The sequence below is a fragment of the Pseudomonas sp. Tun-23181 genome, from assembly GCF_057415455.1.
Genome location: NZ_CM171630.1, coordinates 693,489 through 710,766, shown reverse-complemented (window position 1 = coordinate 710,766; position 17,278 = coordinate 693,489). Strand labels below are relative to the sequence as shown.

Genomic DNA, 17,278 nt, shown 5'->3' with positions numbered 1-17,278 from the left:
GGCGATGCAAGCCTGGCCCCCACCTGCCACCGCGGTTGACTCCCCCTGCCATAAATGCTCAGATGCGCCCCTGTTTCAGGTGTCCCCCGCCGCCGTGCGGGGGGTTAAACGGGAAGCCGGTGCCTCGCCCTCGCGCGACCAGTCCGGCGCTGCCCCCGCAACGGTAAGCGAGCGATGCATTCGACACACCACTGTGCCGCCGGCATGGGAAGGTGAATGCCTCACGCCCCTCGCAAGCCCGGAGACCGGCCTGACACTGCAATTGGCAACTCCCGCGGTGGGCGGGCGCGGGCCGGTCCTGGGGCAGCCTCGTGCCCACGATTGCTCCGTGCGTGCGCTCCGTCGGGTCTTCTCAACCCCGCAACGGTCGCTCACCCATGTCTTTGCCTACCCTGCGCATCGAAGGCCTGCACTGGTCACCGTCACCCGGCGAACGCCGGCTGCTCGACGGCATCGACCTTGAGGTCGGCCCTGGCGAGTTCGTCGGCCTGATAGGCCCCAACGGCAGCGGCAAGACCAGCCTGTTGCGCTGCGCCTACCGTTTCACCCGGCCAGACAGCGGCCGCGTATCGCTAGAAGGCGAGGACATCTGGCAGCGCCCGCCGCGCTGGGTGGCACAACGCATCGCGGTGATGCTGCAGGAGTTTCCCGAGGACTTCGGCCTGAGCGTGCGCGATGTCGTCGCCATGGGCCGTACCCCGCACCTGGGCTGGTTCCAGGGCGACAGCGAAGCGGCGCTGGTCGATGCCTGCCTGCGCGAGCTGGGCCTGCTGGCCTGCGCCGAGCAGGGCTTCGCCAGCCTGTCCGGCGGGGAAAAGCAGCGGGTGCTGCTGGCCAGGGCACGGGTGCAGCAACCGCGCCTGATGATCCTCGACGAGCCGACCAACCACCTCGATCCGCGCTACCAACTGGCCCTGCTCGAGCACATGCGCGGTACCGGGCTGAGCCTGCTGGCGAGCTTCCATGACCTGAACCTGGCCGCCGCCTTCTGTGACCGGCTGTATGTCATCGAGGCCGGCCGCATCGTTGCCCATGGCACGCCGCAGCAGGTCCTGACCGAACAGTGCCTGGCCCAGGTGTTCGGCGTGCACGCCCTGGTCGATCGTCATCCCCTCGCCTGCCACCCGCGCATCACCTGGATCAGCCCCGCATGAAACGCTTCGTCACCTGCCTGGCCCTGCTGGCCGCCCTGCCCCTCGCCGCTCTGGCCAGCGACTTTCCCCTGACCGTGCACAGTTGCGACCGCGACGTGACCTTCACCCAGCCGCCACAGAGGGCGGTCAGCCACGACGTCAACCTCACCGGCATGCTCCTGGCCCTGGGGCTGCGCGAGCGCATGGTCGGCTACAGCGGCATCAGCGGCTGGAAGAACCTCGACCCGTCGATGCGCCAGGCCCTGGCCGGCCTGCCGGAACTGGCGGCACGTTACCCATCGCTGGAAAACCTGCTGGACGTGGACGCCGACTTCCTGTTCGCCGGCTGGAGTTACGGCATGCACGTGGGCGGGCCGGTCACGCCACAGACGCTGGCGCCCTTCGGCATCCCGGTCTACGAGCTGAGCGAATCCTGTGCGCGGATCATGCCCCAGCGCCAGGCCAGCCTGGAGGACCTGTACCGGGACCTGGACAACCTCGGCAGGATCTTCGCCGTGCCCGCCCAGGCCCAGGCTTTGATCGGCCAACTGCGCCAGCGCATCGCCCGGGTGACGGCCCAACTTGGCGAGGTGCAGCGCAAGCCCCGGGTGTTCCTCTACGACAGCGGCGAGGACCGCCCGACCACCTCCGGCCGCCTGGGCATGCCCCAGGCGCTGATCGAGGCGGCCGGTGGCGAGAATGTGATGGCCGATGTCAACGCCAGCTGGACCGAGGTCAGTTGGGAAAGCCTGGTCGAACGCGACCCGGAGGTGATCGTCATCGTCGACTACGGCCCCACCCTCTGGCAGCACAAGCGCGACGTCCTCCTCAAGCACCCGGCCCTCGGCGAGGTGAAGGCGATTCGCGAACGGCGCTTCGTGGTGCTGTCGTACCTGCAGGTCACGCCCTCGGTGGACAACGCCGTTGCCATCGAGCACCTGGCCGCCGCGCTGCATCCGCAACGGTTCGCCGGGGCGCCGCGCTGATGCCGGTGCGTAGCCCTGCCGGCTATCGCCTGTTGCTGGTCGCACTGCTGGCGGCGCTGGTGTTTTCCTGCCTGCTGTCGCTGGGCTTCGGCGCTGCCCAGGTGCCGCTGGCCAAGGTGCTGGGTATCGTTCTGCAGCAACTGGGCCTGGCCGACGGCGGCGACTGGAGCCGCGGACAGGCGCAGATCGTCTGGCAGATCCGCGCCCCACGGGTCGTGCTCGGCGCGCTGGTGGGCGCCGGCCTGGCCCTGGTTGGCGGCGCCCTGCAGGCGGTGACGCGTAACCCACTGGCCGACCCGCACCTGCTAGGGGTCAGCTCCGGTGCAGTGTTGGGCGCGGTGCTGGTGGTGCTGTTCCTTGGCCCCTTCGCCGGTGCCTTGAGCCTGCCCCTGGCGGCCTTCATCGGCGCCCTGGGCAGCATGCTGCTGGTGCTGGGGGTGGCCAGCCGACGTGGCCGGCTGGAGAGCGAACGGCTGTTGCTGGCCGGGGTAGCGGTGTCCTTCGTGGTCATGGCCCTGGCCAACCTGCTGCTCTACACCGGCGATCCCCATGCCGCCAGCTCGGTCATGTTCTGGATGCTCGGCGGGCTGGGCCTGGCGCACTGGTCGCTGCTGTGGCTGCCGGCCGTTTGTGTGCTGGCCGGCTTCCTCTTGCTGCTCAGCCTGGCCCGCGCCCTCAATGCGCTGATGAGCGGGGAGCAGACCGCCGTCAGCCTCGGCTTCGACACCCGCCGGGTGCGCGCCCAGGTGTTCGTCGGCTGCGCCCTGCTCACGGGCGTGCTGGTGTCGCTGTCCGGGGCGATCGGCTTCGTCGGCCTGATGCTGCCCCACGTGGCCCGCTGGCTGGTGGGCGCCGAGCATCGCCGCCTGCTGCCGGCCTGCGCCGTGCTCGGTGCGCTGTTCGTGGTCTGGGTCGACATGGGCGCACGCACCCTGATCGCCCCCCAGGACCTGCCCATCGGCATCGCCACCGCGGCCATCGGCGGGCTTTTCTTCATCATCCTGTTACGTCGCAGGCCCTGACATGCCCTGTCGATCGCACGGGCGTGAGCGCCGTTGGTCGGTGCCGCAGGCCCGGGCAGGGATCGACAGCCGCCTTGCGCCGCTCTGATGCCATGAGGGGTGGTCAGTGGCTTCGCCCCTCGCGCCTGTTTCCGGCCCGCCCGCCGGCAGGTCTTTTCCCATCGAAGCCAAGCCGAGGAAGCCGTCATGAACGAGACACTGCGAATGGGTGGTGGCAGCGCCCAGGACGACTGGCCAGAACTCGATCCCGAAAAACGCAATGACCGGGCCGACGATCCCGATGTCGACCCCAACCTGACCGAAGAAGAGGACCGGCCTGGCGTGCCGGCCAGTGATCCGGAATCCGGGGCCTGATGGCGTCGGGCCCGTCACCGGTGAATGCGTTGCCCTGACCGGCCCCTTCGTAGGTTTGCCCGCGAAGGGGCCGCCTCGACACCCCACGCACAGGGCTGCGTCGTTTCGCCGCAGGCCCAGGCCCCTTGGGCAAATCCCGCGCAAGGCATAGAATCGCGCCGCCTTTTCACCCGTCGCCTCGTACGGTGGCAACCCGCAGCAACGACAGCGTCCACGCCTGAACACATGATCGCGCATGTGCAACAGGCTCAACCGCCCCGCCCGGCCACCTTCCCCAGGTGCCAGCGGTTGAGTCTTGCCCTGGTCGCATCCTCCCCGGCCAGGCATGCAGGCACGAAAAGGCGCCTATACCGCTTTTCGAATACTTTGAGGTACCTATGTCTGCGCGTCTGCTGGCCATGGCGCTGGCACCCCTGCTCGGGTTGTTTATCGTTGCCCTGGGCAATGGCTTCCTGTCCTCCCTGACCACCCTGCGCCTGGGCGCAGCCGGCGAATCGGCGACGATGATCGGCATCGTCTCGTCGGCCTACTTCATCGGCCTGACCCTCGGGGCGATCTTCAACGACCGGCTGATCCTGCGCATCGGCCACATCCGCGCCTACACCAGCTTCGCCTCGCTGATCGCCGCGACCATCCTCCTGCAGGGCCTGTTCTACGACACCACCTGGTGGTTCGCCTTGCGCCTGGTCAACGGCTGGGCCTCGGTCGGTGTGTTCCTGGTCATCGAGAGCTGGCTGCTGCTGGCCGGCGATGCGAAGATCCGCGGGCGCCTGCTGGCGCTGTACATGATCGCCTTCTACGGCGCCGGCGTGCTCGGCCAGGCGGCCTTGGGCGAGATCACCGGCTGGGGCGACACCGCGCCGTTCATGGTCGCCGGCATGCTGGCCTCGCTGTCGGTGTTGCCGATCGTGATCCTGCCACGGGTGTCGCCGCTGCTGGAGCAGGTCGAGCCGCTCAAGCCCCGCCAGTTGCTGGGGGTGGCACCTACCGGGCTGGTCGGCTGTTTCGGCTCGGGGATCGCCATCGCCGCCGTGTATGCCCTGCTGCCGCTGTACCTGCAGCGCATCGGCCTGGACGTTGGCGAGGTCGGCAACATGATGGCCTGGGTGATCCTCGGCGCGATGCTGCTGCAATACCCGGTGGGGCGTTGGTCCGACCGCAAGGACCGCCAGGACGTGCTGATCGCCCTGGGCGCGCTGTGCACGGTGCTGTCGGTGGTGATCGTGCTGCTGCCGCCTGCTTCGGCGCTGCTGCCGGCCATGCTGTTCCTGCTGGGCGGCGGCGTGTTCGCCCTCTACCCGGTGGCGGTCAGCCATGCCGCCGACCGGGCACCGGCCGATGCGCTGGTGCCGATGATCCAGGGCTTGCTGCTGATCAACTCGCTGGGCTCGGCCCTGAGCCCGCTGGCCATCTCGCCGGTGATGACTTCCTACGGCGAGGCTGGGCTGTTCTGGGCCTTCGCGGTGGTCAACCTGTGCATGGTGACCTTCTTCCTCTGGCGTCGCGGCAAGCGCCCGGCGCCCGAGCACCCCGCCCCGTTCGCCCCGTCGACGACCTTCTCGCCGACCGGTGCCGAACTGCGGGTGACGGAGGACCTGATGCACGCGGCGCAGGAGCATCCGCCGATGGCGCAGGCCCTGGGTGGGGAAAGCCCTGTGCCGGTCAAGTAAGCGGGGCTTGGTGCTCCTGGGGCCGCTTTGCGGCCCATCGCCGGCAAGCCGGCTCCCACAGGGCGTCGAGCACACATGGGGCTCGCCGGCGATGGGCTGCAACGCAACCCCAACTGGCATGACCACCCGTCGCCCTGCGGGCACCCCACGCCCACCCTGGCAGCCGAACGAATGACGATCATCCCCACAGGAGATTCATCATGGTCCGTATTCGTCCGCTCCCCTTCCTCCTCGCTCTCGGCCTGGGTATCGCCTCCTCCGCCAGCCTCGCCGCCACCGACATGAACGGCACCGGCGCCCAGCCTCAGACCGAACACGCCTCCGGCGACCACTCCAAAGGCAGCACCGCTGGCGAAGGCAGCAGCACCAATACCCCCGGCGGCACCCAGGGCAACGACAGCAGCGACAGCGCTAGCCAGCCCGACGCGGTCGATGGCCGCACGGGTGGCTCGGGCAGTACGGGCGAAGCCACCGGCTCGGGCGCCGGCAGCTCCGGCGGCACCGCCGAGGACCAGGACAGCCGCTAATGGCTAGCGGGCGGGGCGGCGCTCAGCGCCAGTAGCGTGGCTCGTCCACCACCCGCTCGTGCTCCGCGAACAGCAGCGGCAACTGCTCCTTGAGAAAGTCCAGCCAGGTGCGCACCTTGGCATCCAGGTAATGCCGCGACGGATAGATCGCGTAGATCTCCCGCTGACGCAGCCGGTGTGGCGCCAGCAAACGGCACAGGCGCCCCTCCTCGATGGCCAGGCTGGCCGAGTAGTACGGCAGCAGGCCCACCCCCATCCCCAACTCGGTGGCCTTGAGCATGGCATCGGCCACATTGGTGAGGAAGGTGTCCTGGGGCACGATCACGCAGCTCTCCGGCGCCTGGCCGAACGCCCAGTCCTCTTCGAACAACGGGTCCACGGTGCGCAGGCAGATGTGCTGGTGCAGGTCTTCCGGCCGCTTGGGGACCCCGTGGCGGGCCAGGTAGTCCGGCGAGGCGCAGAGGATGCTGTAGATGCTGCCCAGGGGGATGGCGATCAGTTGGGAGTCCGGCAGGCCCTGGCCCATGGTGATCACCACGTCGTGCCCCTCCGCCAGCGGGTCCGGATTGCGCTGGGAGAGGGTCAGCTCCATCACCACCTCGGGGCAGGATGCGTTGTAGCGGGCGACCAGCGGCATCATCAGCAGGCCCAGGCCGTGGGTGCAGTGGAAACGCAGGTGGCCACGGGGCGTGAGGTGGGCGCCACGCGCTTCGTCGACGGCCTCCTCGGTCAGCAGCATGATCTGCCGCGAGCGCTCGAGGAAGCGCTCGCCCGCCTCGCTCATGCGCAGCCGGCGGGTGGTGCGGTGCAACAGGCGCGTCTGCAGTTGGCTTTCCAGCTCCGCGACGATCCGCGACACCTGCGCCGCCGAGATGTCCAGGGCGTTGGCGGCCGCGGCGAAACTGCCGCACTCCACCACCCGGGCAAAGGTTCGCATGGCATGCAGCATATCCATGATTGCGTCGCTCCCTCAGGCCTATTCGTACATTCCGGGCAGGAATCTATCACGAAATAGCCCATTTATTGTGAATGACCAATGAATACATCATTAGTCATACATTCAAGATAAGGAGCCCATCATGAAACGCTCGATCGCTTTCCTTGCCCTGTTCGCCTCCCTTGCCTCGTTCGGGGCCTTTGCCGAGCAGGCCGTCAACCCGCCGGTCACCGCCAGCAGCGAGACCTACGAATACGGCATGCCGCTGGACATCGCCAAGGTCGTTTCCATCACCCCCGCCAGCAATGCCGCCGATTGCCAGGTGGGCACCGCGCACATGGTGTATGTCGACCATCAAGGCCAGACCCGCGAGATCGACTACCGGGAAATGGGCAACTGCTCGCAGCTCTGACACCCTGCCGCCCGCCGCTTCACGCCAGTAACTGCTCGATCCACCGCACCTGCATCGCCACTTCCTGCGCCTTCTCCTGCGGCACCGCCTGTCGCGCACGGGCGAAATGCGCCATGACCCGCCGCTTGCGCTTGAGGTTCAGGCCCCATTTGGCGAGGAACGCCGGGCTGCGCTGCTGCATCAGCAAGGGGCCGAAATACAACTCCTGGGGGGAGTACGCCACCGCTGTGCAACGCTCGGCCACGATGATCTCGTAGGTGAATTCGTTTTCCTCCAGCAACTCCTCGCAAAGGATGCGGTAGCCGTTTTCCATCAGCCATTCGCGCAGGGTCCCTTCGCGCACGTTGGGCTGCAGGACCAGGCGCTCCCGACCGCTCAGGCGATGTTTGCCGCGCTCGAGGATCTCGCGGATCTTCTCGCCGCCCATGCCGCAGAGGCTGATGGTGCTGATGCGATCCTGCGGCTCGATGGCCTCCAGGCCGTCGGCCAGGCGCACACTGATCCTGTCGTCCAGGCCGTTCTTGCGCACCTTGCGCTCGGCGGAGCGAAACGGCGTGAGCGCCGCCTCGCCGGCCACGGCGGCCTCGATATGCCCACGCAACATCAAGGCCACGGGCAGGTAGCCATGGTCCGAGCCGATATCGGCCAGGCGCGCTCCGGCCGGCACGTGCGCGGCCACGCGCTCCAGGCGCATCGACAATGTCTGTTCGTTCAACCCTCGCCCCTTCTTCACGACAAGCACCCGGCACGCTCGGCCGGATCGGGCCGCGATTCTGACGGCCAATGCCGTGCATTTCAAATCCTGGCGACCGGGGCCAGCGCTCGACCCGCCCTGGCCGCTCGCGTAGGCTTGCGGGTTTCCTTCCGTTGCAAGGTTCAACCCCCATGGCAAACGCAGATATCACCTTCATCCCCGACACCGACCCGGCTTCCATCTCTTCCGATGTCGCCGACTTCAACGGCCTGCTGGTGACCACCCAGGTCCCCACCCGAGCCGACGGCAGCCTCGAGCTGGGCGGTATCGTCGAGCAGAGCGAATGCACCCTGCAATCGCTCAAGGACGCCCTGGAGCGCGCCGGCAGTTCGATGGACCGGGTGCTGCACCTGACCATCTACCTGACCGACATGGCCGACCGCGCGGCGTTCAACGAGGTCTACCAACGCTTCTTCGCCAAGCCCTGGCCGGTACGCGCTGCCGTCGGCGTGGCGTCGCTGGCCTATGAGGGCATGCGCGTGGAAGTGACCGCGATGGCGGCCAAGGCCTGAATTGCGCGCCTTGTTCGCGGGCAAGCCCGCTCCCTGGTCCGAGTCGATCACCTGTGATGGGGTCGGCAGGATCGTGTGGGAGCCGGCTTGCCGGCGATCGGCTGCGCAGCCGCCGCGGGCCCACCGGGCAGGCCAAGGATGCCGCCGGGCCATTTCGCCGCTACAATGCGCGCCTTGACCGTGACAGCCCGAACATAACGACATGTCCCTTCCAAAGAACCACCTGGAACTGCTCAGCCCTGCCCGTGACGTGGCCATCGCCCGCGAGGCGATCCTGCACGGCGCGGATGCCATCTATATCGGCGGCCCGAGCTTCGGCGCACGCCACAATGCCTGCAACGAAGTCAGCGATATCGCCCAACTGGTGGAGTTCGCCCATCGCTACCACGCGCGGGTATTCACCACCCTCAACACCATCCTCCACGACAACGAGCTCGAACCGGCCCGCCAGCTGATCCAGCAGCTGTACGACGCCGGCGTCGACGCGCTGATCGTCCAGGACCTGGGGGTGATGGAGCTGGACATTCCGCCGATCGAGCTGCACGCCAGCACCCAGACCGACATCCGCACCCTGGAGCGGGCCAGGTTCCTCGACCAGGCCGGTTTCTCGCAGCTGGTCCTGGCCCGCGAGCTGAACCTGCAGCAGATCCGCGCCATCGCCGACGAGACCGAGGCGGCCATCGAGTTCTTCATCCATGGCGCCCTGTGCGTGGCCTTCTCCGGCCAGTGCAACATCTCCCATGCGCAGACCGGCCGCAGCGCCAACCGCGGCGACTGCTCCCAGGCCTGCCGCCTGCCCTACACCCTCAAGGACGACCAAGGCCGCGTGGTCGCCTTCGAAAAGCACCTGCTGTCGATGAAGGACAACAACCAGAGCGCCAACCTGCGCGCCCTGGTGGACGCCGGCGTGCGCTCGTTCAAGATCGAGGGCCGCTACAAGGACATGGGCTACGTGAAGAACATCACCGCCCATTACCGCCAGCTGCTCGATGCCATCCTCGACGACCGCCCGGACCTGGCCCGCGCCTCCAGCGGGCGTACCGAGCATTTCTTCGTGCCAGACCCGGACAAGACCTTCCACCGTGGCAGCACCGACTATTTCGTCAGTGCGCGCAAGATCGACATCGGCGCCTTCGACTCGCCGACCTTCACCGGCCTGCCGGTGGGCGTGGTGGAAAAGGTCGGCAAGCGCGACCTGCAGGTGCTCACCGAGGTGCCGCTGACCAACGGCGACGGCCTCAACGTACTGATCAAGCGCGAGGTGGTGGGTTTTCGTGCCAACATCGCCGAGCCCAGGGGCGAATTCGAGGAAGACGGCCAGAAGCGCTACCGCTACCGCGTCGAGCCCAACGAGATGCCCGAGGGCCTGCACCGTCTGCGCCCGAACCACCCGCTGTCGCGCAACCTGGACCACAACTGGCAGCAGGCGCTGCTGCGCACCTCTGCCGAGCGCCGTGTCGGCGTGGCCTGGAACGCCGTGCTGCGCGAGGCGCGCCTGGAACTGACCGCCACCAGCGAGGAAGGTGTCAGCGTGCAGGTCGCCCTGGACGGCCCGTTCGGGGTGGCTAACAAGCCGCAGCAGGCCCTCGAGCAGTTGCACGACCTGCTCGGCCAACTGGGCACCACCCAGTACCACGCCACCGCCATCGCGCTGGACGCGCCCCAGGCGTACTTCATCCCCAACTCGCAGCTCAAGGCCCTGCGCCGCTCGGCCATCGAGGCGCTGACCGAGGCACGGGTCAAGGCCCACCCTCGCGGCCGGCGCAAGGCCGAGACCGACCCACCGCCGGTCTACCCCGAGTCGCACCTGTCGTTCCTGGCCAACGTCTACAACCAGAAGGCCCGCGACTTCTACCAGCGCCATGGGGTGGAGTTGATCGACGCGGCGTTCGAGGCCCACGAGGAACACGGCGAAGTGCCGGTGATGATCACCAAGCACTGCCTGCGTTTCTCCTTCAACCTCTGCCCCAAGCAAGCCAAGGGCGTCACCGGCGTGCGCACCAAGGTCGCGCCGATGCAACTGGTGCATGGCGATGAGGTCCTGACCCTGAAGTTCGACTGCAAGCCCTGCGAGATGCATGTGATCGGCAAGATCAAGGACCACATCCTCGACCTGCCGACCCCGGGCAGCGCCGTGGGCCAGGTGGTCGGGCACATCAGCCCGGAAGACCTGCTCAAGACCATCGTGCGCGCACCGCATTGAGCCGCAGGGTTCTGCGCTGACTGAAAGTGCCTTGTGCATGGGGCTGGGTAATCCCCAGCCCCATGCCTGCGTTTTTGGCCAGGCACGGAACCAGAATGTCTCAAATGACACCTTTCTTGCCCGAATGAGTTGAAGCTACCCGCAATTTCTGCACAATGCGATGAATGCGAGCAACGCGAGGCCTCCCGATGCACCCCACGCCCCACGACGAACGCCTGCTCAAGGCATTGGCCCATGCCCTCGTCGTCCACCCCCGGGCCACCCTGAAGGCGCTGGCCGAAGCGGCCGGCGTCAGCAAGGCCACCCTGCACCGTTTCTGCGGCACCCGCGACAACCTGGTGAACATGCTCGAGCACCACGGCGAGCAGGTACTCAACGAGGTCATCGGCAAGGCCGACCTGGAGCACGCCGATCCGCTGGCGGGGCTGCGCCACCTGATCGCCGAACACCTCAAGCACCGCGAGATGCAGGTGTTCCTGATGTTCCAGTACCGCCCGGACACGCTGCTTGGCGGCGACAACCAGCGCTGGCGTGCCTACACCCAGGCGATGGACGCTTTCTTCCTGCGTGCCCAGCAGTTGGGGGCACTGCGCATCGACATCAGCGCGGCGGTGTTCACCGAGATGTTCCTCAGCATGATCTACGGCATGGTCGATGCCGAGCGGCGCGGGCGGGCGGCCAGTGCCAACTCGGCGCAGGCGCTGGAGCAATTGTTCCTGCAAGGGGCGCAAGCCAGGGCTTGATGGTGGGCATGGGGCTGCTTTGCAGCCGCAAAGACTGCCAGGCACAAAAAAGGCCCCTGAACACCAGGTCCAGGGGCCGAAGCGGTTGGATTTCCCAACCAAAGGAGCCGTTACGGGTGCTCGATCTCGGTCGCACGCTCGCTTTGCACACCCCTGCGCCTTAGCAGCGACAATACCCAGACAAAGCAGATAGGCACGAACACCACCCCCAGCAAGGTGGCGCTGAGCATGCCGCCGATCACCCCGGTGCCGATCGCCCGCTGGCTGGCTGCGCCGGCCCCGGTGGCGATGGCCAGGGGCACCACGCCGAGGATGAACGCCATGGAGGTCATGACGATTGGCCGCAAACGCAGGCGTGCAGCCTCGATGGCCGCCTCGCGCAGGCCACGGCCCTGCTCCCGCAGCGCCTTGGCGAACTCGACGATGAGGATGGCGTTCTTCGCCGCCAGGCCGATGATGGTGATCAGGCCGACCTTGAAGTACACATCGTTGGGCAGGCCGGTGGCCATCACCGCCAACACCGAGCCCAGGGCGCCGATCGGCACGATCAGCATCACCGTCAGCGGGATCGACCAACTCTCGTACAGCGCCACCAACAACAGGAACACCACCAGGATGGCCAGGGCGAACAACTGGCTGGCCTGGCCGCTGGAGACCTTCTCCTGGTACGACAGGCCCGTCCAAGCGTAGCCGATGCCCTCCGGCAACTCGCCGACCAGACGCTCCAGCTCGGCCATCGCCTGGCCGGTGCTGTAGCCCGGCGCCGCGTCGCCGGTGATGCGGATCGCCGGGTAGCCGTTGTAGCGCACGATCTGCACCGGCCCCTCCTCCCAACGGGTACTGACGAAGGCACTGAACGGCACCTGCTGGCCATCGGCATTGGGGGCATAGAGGCGCAGCACGCTTTCCGGGGTCATGCGCTCGCCCTGCTCGGCCTGCACCACCACCCGCTGCTGGCGGCCGGCGTTGCTGAAGTCGTTGATCACTTGGGAGCCGAAGGCGGCGGACAGCGTGCTGTTGATGGTTTCGAAGGTCACGCCCAGGGTGCGGGCCTTCTCCCGGTCGATCTCCAGCCGCAGTTGCGGTGCCTCGGCCAGGCCTTCCATCATCGCGTAGAGGATCACCGGGTTGCCGTTGGCCTGCGCCAGCAAGCGGTCACGCGCCGCCAGCAGGGCCTCGCGGCCAAGCCCGCCACGGTCCAACAGGCGCAGGGAGAAGCCGCCGGCATTGCCCAGGCCATCGATCGGCGGTGGGTTGACCGCGGTGATGGTGCCGTCGCCGTGCCCGGCGAAGTGCGCATTGACCGCCGCCGCCTCGGCGTCCGCCGATTGCTCGGCACTGCGTTCGGACCAGTCCTTGAAGGTCGGGAAGGCCAATGCGGCGTTCTCGCCCATGCCGGAGAAACTGAAACCGCTGACCAGGAAAGCCGACGCCAACGCCTCGCGCGACATCAGGAACTGCTCCAGGGCCTGGCCGGTGGCGTCGGTTCGCACGCGGCTGGCGCCCGGCGGCAACTGCACGTCGACGATGGCATAGCCCTGGTCCTCCACCGGCACGAACGACTCCGGCAGGCGCAGGTAGAAGTAGCCGAGCATGGCGACGATCCCGGCATAGACCAACATGTAGCGCCCGGCGCGCTTGACCAGCGCGCTGTTCATGCCCGAATAGCGTTCGGTCAGCCGGGCAAACCCACGGTTGAAGGCGCCGAAGAAGCCGCGCTTCTCATGGTGGCCCTGGGGGATCGGCTTGAGCAGCGTGGCGCACAACGCCGGGGTGAAGGTCAGGGCCAGGAACCCGGAAAACAGGATCGACACCGCCAGGGACAGGGAGAACTGCTGGTAGATCACGCCCACCGAGCCAGACATGAACGCCAGCGGCAGGAACACCGCCGCCAACACCAGGGTGATGCCGATGATCGCCCCGGACACCTGCCCCATCGCCTTGATGGTCGCGGCCCCGGGTGCCAGGCCCTCCTCGGCCATGATCCGCTCGACGTTCTCCACCACCACGATGGCGTCGTCCACCAGGATGCCGATAGCCAGGACCATGCCGAACATGGTCATCATGTTCACCGAGAACCCCAGCAGCTTCATGACCATCAAGGTACCGAGCAGGCACACCGGCACCACGATCGACGGGATCAAGGTGTAGCGGATGTTCTGCAGGAACAGGAACATCACCAGGAACACCAGGACCATGGCTTCGATCAAGGTATGGATGACCTTCTCGATGGCCACGTCGACGAAGCGCGAGGTGTCGTAGGGCACGGAATACTCGACGCCCTCGGGGAAGAACGCCGACAGCTCGGCCAGGCGCTCCTTGACCAGCGCGGCGGTCTGCAGGGCGTTGGCGCCCGGCGCCAGTTGCACCGCACCGGCCACCGCCGGCTTGCCATCGAGGCGCGAGGAGAAGTTGTAGCTCTCCAGGCCGACCTCCAGGCGCGCCACATCGGCCAGGCGCACCTGGGAGCCGTCCGGGTTGGCGCGCAGGACGATGCGGCCGAAGGCCTCGGGGTCGTCCAGGGTGCCGTGCACCGCCAGGGTCGCGGTCAGTTCCTGCTCGCTGCTGCCGGGTGCGCTGCCGAAGCTGCCGGCGGGCACTTGCACGTTCTGCCCACGGATGGCGTTGCCCACGTCGTCGATGGACAGGCCATAGCCCACCAGCTTCTGCGGATCGACCCACACGCGCATGGCCGCTTCCGAGGAGAAGAACTGCAGCTTGCCGACACCCGGCACCCGGCGCAGCTCGTTGTTGATGTTGCGCGCGGCGTAGTCGCCCAAGGCTGTGGTGTCGCTGCGACCGGCGCCCTCCTTGTAGCTCAGCGCATAGACCAGCAAGAAGCCCGCGCTGGTCTGTTCCACCTCGATACCCTGGGTGGTCACGGCCTGCGGCATGCGTGCCTCGGCCTTCTTCAGGCGGTTCTGCACGTCGACCTGGGCCAGCTCCGGATCGGTGCCGGGCTCGAAGGTCACCACCACCTCGGCGATGCCATTGGCGTTGTTGGTGGATTCGAAGTACAGCAGGTGCTTGGCGCCGTTGAGCGACTCCTCGATGATGCTGGTCACCGACTCCACGAGCACTTTCGCCGAAGCGCCAGGGTAGGTGGCGGTGATGGTGATCTGTGGCGGCGCCACGTTGGGGTACTGGGCCACCGGCAACGACGGGATCACCAGCAAGCCCGCCAGGGAAATGAACAACGCCACGACCCAGGCGAAGTTCGGCCGTTCGATGAAGAACCTGGACATTTGTGCTTACCCCCGCCTCACCGCGCCGCGGCCTGTTGTACCTGGGCCGGCGACACCGGCATGCCCGGCGCAAGACCGGCCGGGCTGCCGACGATGACCTGGTCGCCCGGGCGCAGGCCCTCGGTGATCTGCCAGCGGGCGCCGTGCATGGCGCCGGTGCGCACCTCGCGCGCCTCGGCCAGGCCGTCGGTCCCCACCAGCATGACCCGTGCCTCGCCATCGCTGCCGCGCCGCACGGCGCGTTGTGGCACGAGGATGGCCTGGTGGTCGGTGCCCTGCGGGGTGCGCACGCGCACATACATGCCGGGCAGGAGAATACCGTCGGCATTGTCGAAGCGCCCCCGCAGGATCACCTGGCCGGTACCACGGTCCACCGCCACGTCGGTGAACAGCAGTGAGCCCTGGCGCTCATAGTCGGTGCCCTCGACCCGCACGCTGAGCGCCTGGTCGTCGCCCGCGGCGAGCACACCGTCCTTGAGCGCCTGGCGCAAGCGCAGGGCCTCGGCGGCCGGCTGGGTGAAATCGACGTAGATCGGATCGAGCTGCTGGATGCGCGCCATCAGCGTGGCATCGCCCTGCCCGACCAGCGCCCCTTCGGTGACCAGGGCACGGCCGATACGTCCGGAGATCGGTGCCTTGACCGTGGCGTAGCCCAGGTTCAGGCGCGCGCTTTCGACATCCGCCTGGGCCGAGCGCACCGTGGCCTGGGCGCTGTGCAGGTCGGCGCTGGCCGTGTCGAAGTCCTGCTGGCTGACCGCCTGGATCTTCACCAGTGGCGCGTAGCGGCGCACCCTGGCCTGGGCCTCGAGCATGACCGAGCGTGCCCGCGCCAGCTCGCCTTCGGCGCGCGACAGGGCCGCCTTGAACGGTGCCGGGTCGATCTGGAACAGCACGTCCCCGGCCTTGACGTCGGCCCCTTCCTCGAAGCGCTTGTGCAGGACGATGCCGGCCACCCGGGCGCGGACTTCCGCCACCCGCATCGGTTCGACCCGGCCTGGCAAGGTCGAGGCCAGGGCCAGCGGCTCGCTGGCCACCGTGACGGTTTCCACCGGATAGGCCACTTCCGCCGCCGGTGGCGTTTCGGCCTGGTCGCAGCCGGCCAGGACGACCGTCATGGCCAGGCAGCCGGCCATCCCTATTGCACGCAAATTGCTCATGATTCACCCGAGCCTTCGATAAAAACGGCCCGAATGATATGGGTGAAACCTCAATGAGTCAATTTTGTCTCATTTGATATATTTGTGAAGAATTGTGAAGGCTGGGCTGCTTTGCAGCCCATCGCCGGCAAGCCGGCTTCCAACAGAGATAGCGCCCGACTTCAGGGTGGCCCTATATCTGGGAGCCGGCTTGCCGGCGATGGCCCGCGAAGCGGCCCCTTCTTACAGCAGCCCCAGCCCCCGCGCGGTACGGTCCACGGCGATCCGGGTCTTCTCCACCAGCTCATCGATGTCGCCGCGGCTGGCCACCAGCGCCGGCGCCATGATCATCCGTCCCAGGGTCGAGCGAATGATCACCCCTTCCTCGAAGCCATAGGTCCGGCACTGCCAGGCCAGGTCGTTCTCGTTGGCGTAGCGCTTGCGGGTGGCCTTGTCCTCGGCGAACTGCAGCGCCGCCACCAGCCCGGTGCCCTGGATCTCGCCGATCAGCGGATGCTCGCCGAACACCTCGCGCAGGCAACGCTGCAGGTAGGGGCCGGTATCGTCCTTGACCCGGCGCACGATGCCTTCGTCGCGCAAGGCCTTGAGGTTGGCGATGGCCACCGCCGCCGCCACCGGGTGGCCGGAATAGGTCAGGCCGTGGGCGAACACCCCGCCCCGCTCCACCAGCGCCTCGGCGATGCGCTTGCTCAGCACCAGCCCGCCCATGGGCACGTAGCCGGAGGTCAGGCCCTTGGCGATGGACAGGGTGTCCGGCTCGAAGCCGAAGTGCTGGTGGGCGAACCATTCGCCGGTACGGCCGAAGCCGCCGATCACCTCGTCGGCGCACAGCAGCACGTCATACTGGCGGCAGATGCGCTGGATCTCGGGCCAGTAGCTTTCCGGCGGGAAGATCATGCCACCGGCGCCCTGGAACGGCTCGGCGATGAAGCCGGCGACATTCTCGGCGCCCAGCTCGAGGATCTTCTCCTCCAGTTGCAAAGCACAGCGGCGACCGAACTCGGCCGGGCTCAGGTCGCCCCCTTCGGCGTACCAGTACGGCTCGTCGATGTGCGCAACGTCAGGGATCAAGCCACCCATCTCGTGCATGAACTTCATTCCGCCCAGCGCAGTGGCCGCCAGGGTCGAGCCGTGGTAGCCGTTCCAGCGGCCGATCATGATCTTCTTGCTCGGCTGGCCAACCACCTGCCAGTAGCGGCGCACGGTACGGATCAGCACCTCGTTGGATTCGGAGCCCGAGTTGGTGTAGATCGCGTGGCTGTAGTGCCCCGGCAGCAGGCTGAACAGCAGTTCGGACAGTTCGATCACCGCCGGGTGAGTGGTGTGGAAGAACATGTTGTAGTACGGCAACTGGTCCATTTGCGCGGCAGCGGCGGCGGTCAGGTCCTTGCGGCCGTAGCCGAGCTGGGTGCACCACAGGCCGGACATGCCGTCCAGGTAGCGCTTGCCGTCGTTGTCCCACAGGTGCAGGCCCTCGCCACGGACGATGACCCGTGGGCCTTCGGCGTTGAGCGCCTTCTGGTCGAGGAAGGCATGGATGTGGTGGGCGGCGTCGGCGGACTGGTAGTCACGGGTTTCGCGTTGAGGCTGGAAAGAAGCGTTCATTGTTGTTCTCCGTGGAGG

15 protein-coding genes and 1 riboswitch are annotated in these 17,278 nt (G+C 67.4%); of the genes, 10 read left to right on the top strand and 5 right to left on the bottom strand.

The features are described from left to right. Positions 1–60 precede the first annotated feature (60 nt). Positions 61–268: riboswitch (cobalamin riboswitch) on the top strand. Between the two features lie 109 nt (positions 269–377). The 6 genes from ACDI39_RS03720 to ACDI39_RS03695 all read left to right on the top strand — a co-directional run bounded on the left by ACDI39_RS03720 (position 378) and on the right by ACDI39_RS03695 (position 5,692). Next, entirely contained in the window at positions 378–1,154 is a 777-nt protein-coding gene (locus tag ACDI39_RS03720) for an ABC transporter ATP-binding protein (protein ID WP_410045952.1), read from the top strand. After that, positions 1,151–2,119, top strand: coding sequence for an ABC transporter substrate-binding protein (locus ACDI39_RS03715; protein WP_253080121.1), 969 nt, complete (start codon positions 1,151–1,153; stop codon positions 2,117–2,119). The genes ACDI39_RS03720 and ACDI39_RS03715 overlap by 4 nt, the downstream gene beginning before the upstream one ends. After that, complete coding sequence (locus ACDI39_RS03710) at positions 2,119–3,141, top strand: FecCD family ABC transporter permease (RefSeq protein WP_253080122.1); 1,023 nt, start codon at positions 2,119–2,121, stop codon at positions 3,139–3,141. The genes ACDI39_RS03715 and ACDI39_RS03710 overlap by 1 nt, the downstream gene beginning before the upstream one ends. A gap of 186 nt (positions 3,142–3,327) precedes the next feature. After that, entirely contained in the window at positions 3,328–3,495 is a 168-nt protein-coding gene (locus ACDI39_RS03705) for a hypothetical protein (RefSeq protein ID WP_225787818.1), read from the top strand. 377 nt (positions 3,496–3,872) lie between these two features. After that, entirely contained in the window at positions 3,873–5,165 is a 1,293-nt protein-coding gene (locus ACDI39_RS03700; protein WP_225787819.1) for an MFS transporter, read from the top strand. 200 nt (positions 5,166–5,365) lie between these two features. Then, positions 5,366–5,692: a hypothetical protein gene (locus ACDI39_RS03695; protein WP_225787820.1), complete on the top strand. Its 327-nt coding sequence runs from the start codon at positions 5,366–5,368 to the stop codon at positions 5,690–5,692. Between the two features lie 22 nt (positions 5,693–5,714). Here the strand turns inward: ACDI39_RS03695 and ACDI39_RS03690 are convergent, their stop codons facing one another. Then, positions 5,715–6,647 (bottom strand): LysR family transcriptional regulator, encoded by a 933-nt coding sequence (locus ACDI39_RS03690; RefSeq protein WP_253101441.1) that lies wholly within the window; start codon positions 6,645–6,647, stop codon positions 5,715–5,717. A gap of 124 nt (positions 6,648–6,771) precedes the next feature. Between ACDI39_RS03690 and ACDI39_RS03685 the strand changes: the two genes are divergently transcribed. Continuing rightward, entirely contained in the window at positions 6,772–7,041 is a 270-nt protein-coding gene (locus tag ACDI39_RS03685; protein WP_253101438.1) for a DUF2790 domain-containing protein, read from the top strand. A 19-nt stretch (positions 7,042–7,060) separates the two neighbouring features. On the opposite strand, the gene ACDI39_RS03680 is transcribed toward ACDI39_RS03685, so the two are convergent. Further along, positions 7,061–7,756, bottom strand: a complete 696-nt coding sequence (locus tag ACDI39_RS03680; RefSeq protein ID WP_317235046.1) for a tRNA (adenine(22)-N(1))-methyltransferase — start codon at positions 7,754–7,756, stop codon at positions 7,061–7,063. Between the two features lie 170 nt (positions 7,757–7,926). Here ACDI39_RS03680 and ACDI39_RS03675 point away from each other — a divergent pair, with 170 nt between their 5' ends. From ACDI39_RS03675 to ACDI39_RS03665, 3 genes are all read left to right on the top strand, one after another. Then, entirely contained in the window at positions 7,927–8,307 is a 381-nt protein-coding gene (locus ACDI39_RS03675) for a RidA family protein (RefSeq protein WP_225787823.1), read from the top strand. A 202-nt stretch (positions 8,308–8,509) separates the two neighbouring features. Continuing rightward, positions 8,510–10,510, top strand: coding sequence for a peptidase U32 family protein (locus ACDI39_RS03670; RefSeq protein WP_253101435.1), 2,001 nt, complete (start codon positions 8,510–8,512; stop codon positions 10,508–10,510). A 188-nt stretch (positions 10,511–10,698) separates the two neighbouring features. Further along, positions 10,699–11,253 carry a TetR/AcrR family transcriptional regulator gene (locus ACDI39_RS03665; protein ID WP_486537676.1) on the top strand — a complete coding sequence of 185 codons (555 nt, stop codon included), beginning with the start codon at positions 10,699–10,701 and terminating at the stop codon, positions 11,251–11,253. A gap of 110 nt (positions 11,254–11,363) precedes the next feature. On the opposite strand, the gene ACDI39_RS03660 is transcribed toward ACDI39_RS03665, so the two are convergent. The 3 genes from ACDI39_RS03660 to ACDI39_RS03650 all read right to left on the bottom strand — a co-directional run bounded on the left by ACDI39_RS03660 (position 11,364) and on the right by ACDI39_RS03650 (position 17,260). Continuing rightward, the gene (locus ACDI39_RS03660; RefSeq protein ID WP_368815704.1) at positions 11,364–14,498 is read right to left on the bottom strand and encodes a multidrug efflux RND transporter permease subunit; all 3,135 of its coding nucleotides are present in this window, start codon (positions 14,496–14,498) and stop codon (positions 11,364–11,366) included. Between the two features lie 17 nt (positions 14,499–14,515). After that, complete coding sequence (locus ACDI39_RS03655) at positions 14,516–15,655, bottom strand: MexC family multidrug efflux RND transporter periplasmic adaptor subunit (RefSeq protein ID WP_225787827.1); 1,140 nt, start codon at positions 15,653–15,655, stop codon at positions 14,516–14,518. A gap of 222 nt (positions 15,656–15,877) precedes the next feature. Then, the gene (locus ACDI39_RS03650; RefSeq protein WP_225787828.1) at positions 15,878–17,260 is read right to left on the bottom strand and encodes an aspartate aminotransferase family protein; all 1,383 of its coding nucleotides are present in this window, start codon (positions 17,258–17,260) and stop codon (positions 15,878–15,880) included. Positions 17,261–17,278 lie beyond the last annotated feature (18 nt).

Excerpts from the sequence above, each read along its gene's own strand:
- ACDI39_RS03685 (WP_253101438.1), top strand. The coding sequence starts at position 6,772 with ATGAAACGCTCGATCGCTTTCCTTGCCCTGTTCGCCTCCCTTGCCTCG.
- ACDI39_RS03655 (WP_225787827.1), bottom strand. The coding sequence starts at position 15,655 with ATGAGCAATTTGCGTGCAATAGGGATGGCCGGCTGCCTGGCCATGACG.
- ACDI39_RS03650 (WP_225787828.1), bottom strand. The coding sequence starts at position 17,260 with ATGAACGCTTCTTTCCAGCCTCAACGCGAAACCCGTGACTACCAGTCC.
- ACDI39_RS03670 (WP_253101435.1), top strand. The coding sequence starts at position 8,510 with ATGTCCCTTCCAAAGAACCACCTGGAACTGCTCAGCCCTGCCCGTGAC.
- ACDI39_RS03690 (WP_253101441.1), bottom strand. The coding sequence starts at position 6,647 with ATGGATATGCTGCATGCCATGCGAACCTTTGCCCGGGTGGTGGAGTGC.
- ACDI39_RS03675 (WP_225787823.1), top strand. The coding sequence starts at position 7,927 with ATGGCAAACGCAGATATCACCTTCATCCCCGACACCGACCCGGCTTCC.
- ACDI39_RS03705 (WP_225787818.1), top strand. The coding sequence starts at position 3,328 with ATGAACGAGACACTGCGAATGGGTGGTGGCAGCGCCCAGGACGACTGG.
- ACDI39_RS03660 (WP_368815704.1), bottom strand. The coding sequence starts at position 14,498 with ATGTCCAGGTTCTTCATCGAACGGCCGAACTTCGCCTGGGTCGTGGCG.
- ACDI39_RS03700 (WP_225787819.1), top strand. The coding sequence starts at position 3,873 with ATGTCTGCGCGTCTGCTGGCCATGGCGCTGGCACCCCTGCTCGGGTTG.
- ACDI39_RS03720 (WP_410045952.1), top strand. The coding sequence starts at position 378 with ATGTCTTTGCCTACCCTGCGCATCGAAGGCCTGCACTGGTCACCGTCA.
- ACDI39_RS03695 (WP_225787820.1), top strand. The coding sequence starts at position 5,366 with ATGGTCCGTATTCGTCCGCTCCCCTTCCTCCTCGCTCTCGGCCTGGGT.
- ACDI39_RS03710 (WP_253080122.1), top strand. The coding sequence starts at position 2,119 with ATGCCGGTGCGTAGCCCTGCCGGCTATCGCCTGTTGCTGGTCGCACTG.
- ACDI39_RS03665 (WP_486537676.1), top strand. The coding sequence starts at position 10,699 with ATGCACCCCACGCCCCACGACGAACGCCTGCTCAAGGCATTGGCCCAT.
- ACDI39_RS03715 (WP_253080121.1), top strand. The coding sequence starts at position 1,151 with ATGAAACGCTTCGTCACCTGCCTGGCCCTGCTGGCCGCCCTGCCCCTC.